Annotated in this window: 6 protein-coding genes; 4 read left to right on the top strand and 2 right to left on the bottom strand. The window is 57.0% G+C overall.

What is annotated here, in order from left to right; translation table 11 throughout:
- A partial coding sequence (locus tag ACWVCN_RS08080) for an acyl-CoA desaturase (RefSeq protein ID WP_455245056.1) occupies window positions 1-760 on the bottom strand: 760 nt, incomplete at its 3' end.
- A gap of 359 nt (window positions 761-1,119) precedes the next feature.
- Here ACWVCN_RS08080 and hemE point away from each other — a divergent pair.
- From hemE to ACWVCN_RS08060, 4 genes are read left to right on the top strand one after another with little or no spacing between them, the layout of a single operon-like run.
- Window positions 1,120-2,148: a uroporphyrinogen decarboxylase gene (hemE, locus tag ACWVCN_RS08075; RefSeq protein WP_455245055.1), complete on the top strand. Its 1,029-nt coding sequence runs from the start codon at window positions 1,120-1,122 to the stop codon at window positions 2,146-2,148.
- Between the two features lie 2 nt (window positions 2,149-2,150).
- Window positions 2,151-3,125 (top strand): ferrochelatase, encoded by a 975-nt coding sequence (gene hemH / locus ACWVCN_RS08070; RefSeq protein WP_455245054.1) that lies wholly within the window; start codon window positions 2,151-2,153, stop codon window positions 3,123-3,125.
- Window positions 3,122-4,570: a protoporphyrinogen oxidase gene (hemG, locus tag ACWVCN_RS08065; protein WP_455245053.1), complete on the top strand. Its 1,449-nt coding sequence runs from the start codon at window positions 3,122-3,124 to the stop codon at window positions 4,568-4,570. The genes hemH and hemG overlap by 4 nt, the downstream gene beginning before the upstream one ends.
- A gap of 11 nt (window positions 4,571-4,581) precedes the next feature.
- Window positions 4,582-4,995, top strand: coding sequence for a hypothetical protein (locus tag ACWVCN_RS08060; RefSeq protein ID WP_455245052.1), 414 nt, complete (start codon window positions 4,582-4,584; stop codon window positions 4,993-4,995).
- Window positions 4,996-5,056: 61 nt separating this feature from the next.
- On the opposite strand, the gene ACWVCN_RS08055 is transcribed toward ACWVCN_RS08060, so the two are convergent.
- Window positions 5,057-5,511, bottom strand: a 455-nt coding sequence (locus ACWVCN_RS08055; RefSeq protein WP_455245051.1) for a hypothetical protein, incomplete at its 5' end; no start/stop codon positions are given.

Genomic DNA, 5,511 nt, shown 5'->3' with positions numbered 1-5,511 from the left:
TGTTACGGCTGTCGTCACCGGTGTCATACCGTTGCGAGCCGTAGACGTGCGAGAGCGAGTTGATCGTGCAGGTGCCGTGAATCAGCGCGACGGTAGAGATGAAAAATCCCCAGATGAGCATTTGCGGGCCGTTTGTGCCCAGCTCCGGCGCATATACCTCCAACATCTTTCCCAGCCCGAACATGCCGAATCCGGTGATGGTCGGCACGAGAATGTCAAACCTGTCGAGAAAACGCAGCTCAGGGTATTTCGCAAAATCCTGGATGGCTTTTAGCCGGGGGGCAAAGTGGGATTGTGAGGTGAACCAGCCCATGTGCGACCACCAGAAGCCTCCATGCCGTGGCGAGTGGACGTCGTCCGGTGTATCGGAGGCAATGTGGTGGTGGCGGTGGTGCCCCGCCCACCAGAGCGGACCGCGCTGGGCGCAGGATCCTCCCAAGACGGCAAAGGCGAACTGGCAGGTACGCGTCGTCTTAAACGTCCGATGGGAAAAGTAGCGATGATACCAACCGGTGATAGCAAACATCCGGATGTAGTAAAACGCAACGGCTACCGCAACCGCGGTCCAGCTCACGCCCACCCAGATCACGCCAAGGCACATGAGGTGGACCGCGATGATCGGGATGCAGCGGAACCAATCCATTTTGGGCACGCCGTCCGTCTTCATGTATTCGAGTCCGGCCCAGGAGTCGAACCAGCGGAGGAAGGTAAACCAGATTTCTTGGGCTTTCGTCGGGTGGAGCACTCGCACATTGGACATTCACTTACCTCCGGTCAGTCCTGGCCGGTGTGAGCTACACACACGAGCCTGTGAGTCTCAGTAGTACCGCGGCAGCTGATAGTGGTTTACAAGGCAGGCCGCAGAATGCAGGGTTAGGACAGGAAGAGTAGTCATAACCCGATCATAACGATGCCACTATTATACATGAAGTTTCCTCGAATGGTACCGGGAATTTTTCCAGCCTCGGTGAATTCAGGTTTTCATTCTACTGGAAGGAGCGGGGGTGTCCATAAATGCCGCGAATCGGGTGGTCAGTTGGCAATTCCGTCAACCTAACAGTGATCGTTGCGTCACCGTGCTGTTTGACAGGTCTGCAGCAGCGTCTCTAGAATGCGCCGATGCAACACGAACGATTTCTCAAGGCATGTCGACGCGAGCCGGTGGATTGCACGCCCGTCTGGTTCATGCGGCAGGCCGGCCGTTACATGTCGGAATACCGGGCCTTGCGCGCGAAGCACTCCATGTTGGACCTGTGTAAGAAGCCTGAACTTGCCGCACAGGTCACGCTCCAGCCGATCGATCGTTTCCCCCTCGACGCCGCCATCATTTTTGCTGACATTTTGCTGCCTCTCGAAGCGATGGGATTGAATCTTGAATTCGCGGAAGGGGAGGGCCCGGTCATTCATAATCCGGTACGCGAGAAAGCCGATGTGGAACGACTTAAAATGATCGACGGCCATGAATTGGACTATGTAGCGGAAGCGATTCGTCACACGCGAAAGGCCTTGAACGGACGTGTCCCCTTGATCGGTTTTGCCGGTGCTCCGTTTACACTGGCGAGCTACGCCATTGAGGGTGGCGGGTCCCGCAACTATGTGCTGACGAAGTCGATGATGTATCGAGAGCCGGATGCCTGGCACAAACTGATGGACAAGCTCGCACGTGTCGTCACCGGGTATCTCCGCCGGCAGATTCATGCCGGCGCGCAGGCGATTCAACTGTTCGATAGCTGGGTCGGCTGCCTGTCCGCCGGTGACTATACTGAGTATGTGAAGCCGCACGTGCAGCTCATTTTCGAAGGGCTGAAGCGGGAAGGTGTGCCGATGATCCATTTCGGCACTGGCACCAGCGCCATTCTCCGTCAGATGCGTGAAGCCGGAGGCGACGTGATCGGGGTCGATTGGCGCATCCATCTCGATGAAGCCTGGACTCTCATCGGTCATGATCGGGCTGTGCAGGGGAACCTCGATCCGGTCACGCTCTATGCACCGCTTCACGAAATCGAACGACGCGTCGAAGATATTCTCCGCCGTGCCGGTGGACGCAACGGACACATCTTTAACTTGGGTCACGGCATCCTTCCGACCACACCCGTTGAACATGTTGAGGCGGCGATCAACATGATCCACAAGCTGAGCCAACGATAGGCATGGGGCAAGAGGCGAGTGGCAAGGAGGGGGAATCGCAACAGCGCACAGCTGTATTGCTGATGGCCATGGGGGGGCCGGACTGTCTGGAGAATGTCGAACCGTTCCTGCTCGATGTGCGTGGCGGCCGGCCGACTCCTCCCGAACTCGTCGAGGAGATTCGTGAACGCTATCGAGCGACTGGAGGCAAATCACCCGCGGTCGGCATCACAAAGGACGTCGCCAAGAAGCTGGAAGCGCGATTGAACAAAGCCGGCACCCGGCACTATCGGGTTTATGTTGGTCTACGCCATTGGCATCCCTTCATCAAAGAGACCTATGCTGAGTTGCTCGTGGAAAAGCCGGAGCAGATCATCGGCTTCTGCATGGCGCCGCAGCAATCGTCGCTGAGCACGGGGGCCTATCGGAAAAAAGTGGAAGAGGCCCGATCCGCGCTGCACAGCAATGAGCCGGTCAGCTATGTGGGTAGTTGGAACCGGCATCCCAAGTTGGTTGCCGGTATTGTCGAGAATATCAGGCAGGGGCTCCAGAAGTTTCCTTCCGAAGTGCGGGATGCTGTACCGGTACTCTTTACCGCCCATAGTCTGCCGGAACGCATTGTCGCGATGAAGGATCCTTATCCCGAAGAAGTGAAGGGGACCGTCGAGGCGATCACGGCTTTACTCGGTAGCCAGCCGACGCGGTTTGCTTATCAGAGCCAAGGGCGTTCGGGAGAGAAGTGGCTGGGGCCGACGGTCGAGTCGGTGATCGAGGATTTGAGGCGTGAGGGCCGGAAACACGTCTTAGTCGCGCCGATCGGTTTCCTCTGCGACCATGTTGAAACGCTCTACGATATCGATATCGAGCTGAAGCAGTTGGCTCATAAACATGGCATGCAGCTGGAACGCATTATGATGCTCAACGATTCTGAGGCCTTGATCGAAACGTTAGTTGATGTGTTGGCCGCGCATGAATCCTCCTTAACGAAGACCACGTGAGTAATCCCCGCACAGTCGCCATTGTCGGCGGCGGTATTTCAGGTCTCGCCACCGCCTTTGCTCTCCAGGAACAGGCTGCAGCCGCCGGTCTTTCGGTCACCTGCACGGTAGTTGATACGAGCAACAATTGGGGCGGCAAGATCGTCACACACCGAGTCGGGGATTTGGTTACTGAAGCGGGGCCGGACTCCTTCCTGTCGAATAAACCGGCCGGGTTGCAGCTGATCGAGAAGCTTGGCCTGACCGGCCAACTCATTAATACCAACGAGTCGGGCAAGAAGGCTTTTGTCTATTCCGGCGGCAGGCTTTACGAATTGCCTGAAGGATTAATCGTCATTAAGCCGGGTCAGATCAGTCCGTTTCTCAAGAGCGGATTGCTGTCAATGGGCGGCCTCGCTCGCATGGGAATGGATTTGGTTATCCCGCCTAAACGTTCGCAGCATGACGAAAGGGTCGCGTCGTTCTTCCGCCGGCGGTTCGGCAGCCAGGCGTTCGACCGGATGATGGAGCCCCTGATGGCAGGCATTTATGCCGGCGATGCCGAACAGATGAGCTTGAAAGCGACCTTTCCTCGATTTCTGGAACTGGAACAGGAATACGGAAGCGTAATCAGGGGCATGATGGCTGCGCGAAAGTCGGGGCCGTCTCCGCAGGCGAATCGTCCGCGCCGCACGATGTTCGTGAGCCTCAAGAACGGACTGGAGGATTTGGCTCATGCCTTGGTTCGACGATTGACCGATCATGGTGTCAAGTTCCGGGGCGGCACGACAGTCGAGTCTCTGCGAGTCCGCTCGCATCAGCTCGGGCGATGGACGTACGACGTTATGCTCCAGGATCGCTCCGCCCTTTCCGTGGACAGTCTCGTGCTGGCGACACCAGCCTTTGTGTCAGCCGAGTTGCTGCGGCCTCTAACGCCGATCGCCGCCGGTGTGTTGGACACGATTTCTTACGCCTCGACCGCAACGATTGGGATGGCATATCCGTCGTCTGTTGTTGGTGGGGCAGTCCAGGGATTCGGTTTCATCGTTCCTCGAGCTGAGAAACGCGATCTGATTGCCGCGACCTGGACTTCGCTGAAGTGGCCGTACCGCGCGCCGCCCGGGCAATTGATGGTGCGCTGTTATGTCGGCGGTGTTGGCCGGGAAAAGATTCTCGAACTGGACGATCAGGCTCTGGTCGCCAAAGTAAAAGAGGAACTCAAAGCCATCTGCGGCATGAATGCGGAGCCGTCCTACGTCGAAGTGAACCGCTGGATAAAGGCTATGCCGCAGTATCTCTTAGGCCATCTCGACAAAGTCGAACAGATCGAAACGGCGCTCAGCCGATACGGCGGGTTGGTTCTTACCGGCGCGGCCTATCGAGGCGTCGGCATTCCGGACTGTATCCGCGACGGGGTCTTGGCGGCGGAACGGGTGTTACGGTATCTTGCCGGTGAACGAGAATAAAGGTTGGGAATATGACAACAGACAATAAATTGACGATTCTTGATGTGAGCGGGCCGTTTCGTGAGCCGCGCGAGCCGGTTTTTTCCTACGACTATGCGATTCAACGAGCGACATGGTCGACGGCGCACGCGGTGCGCGTTAAAGTGGGAGTGGCGGAAGAACTGGACGTCGTACGGGCGAAGATTCTTGGGGCAGTAACCGGTTCGCCCGGACAGCAACTTTTGATCTCGCAACTGTTGTCACGACGGATTGCGGATGAAAAGATCAGGCTTTGGGATGCAGATGGTCAGCTGATGGAACGTCGCGAGGTGATCGTGGACGTGTTTACGGGGCCGTTCTCCCATTTCTTCCCTCGATTGGAGGAATGGGTGGAGAGAGAGAAGGAATCGCTGCGTGCTGAAATCAAGAAGAGAGTCAATCTTTAGGAAGCTCAGGGCTTAGGTTGAACTGGGTTTTTGGCCTCTGAGCGACCTTAACATTAACCTGTTAGAAGATTTTTCGGTAGTTCTTCGAGTGCACTCCCGACTCATCGGCAAACCCGATTGATGCGGTGTCCGGCGCGCCAGTGTTGTTCAAGTCTATCCGGTAGTACCCGCGAATCTCTTCCATTGCGACTTCAAACGGTACGGCATCGGGATAGAGCCCGCCCGGGGCATGGGCACCGCGTGAGAGGGTTCGGATAACGTTGGGTTCTGCGTATTTCGCATCGGAAAACACATAGATGTCTGCGACGGCATGGTCTCCAAGTTTATGGCCCGGCGTGGTGGCCGGGATCAGATCTGCGAGCGTGCCGCCGAGCCGCTCTTTCTTGAGACGTTTCAGCAAGCCCACGACTTGGCTTTCCGTCGCTTCCGGCGGAACAACGAGGCTGACGGCGTTCATCTCCAGCACTTTCGCGTGGACTTTGAAGATCACGGGAGCAGCTTCAGGATCTTCGATGA

It is taken from the genome of Petrachloros mirabilis, from assembly GCF_975968855.1.
This window is presented reverse-complemented; position numbering and strand designations above follow the sequence as displayed.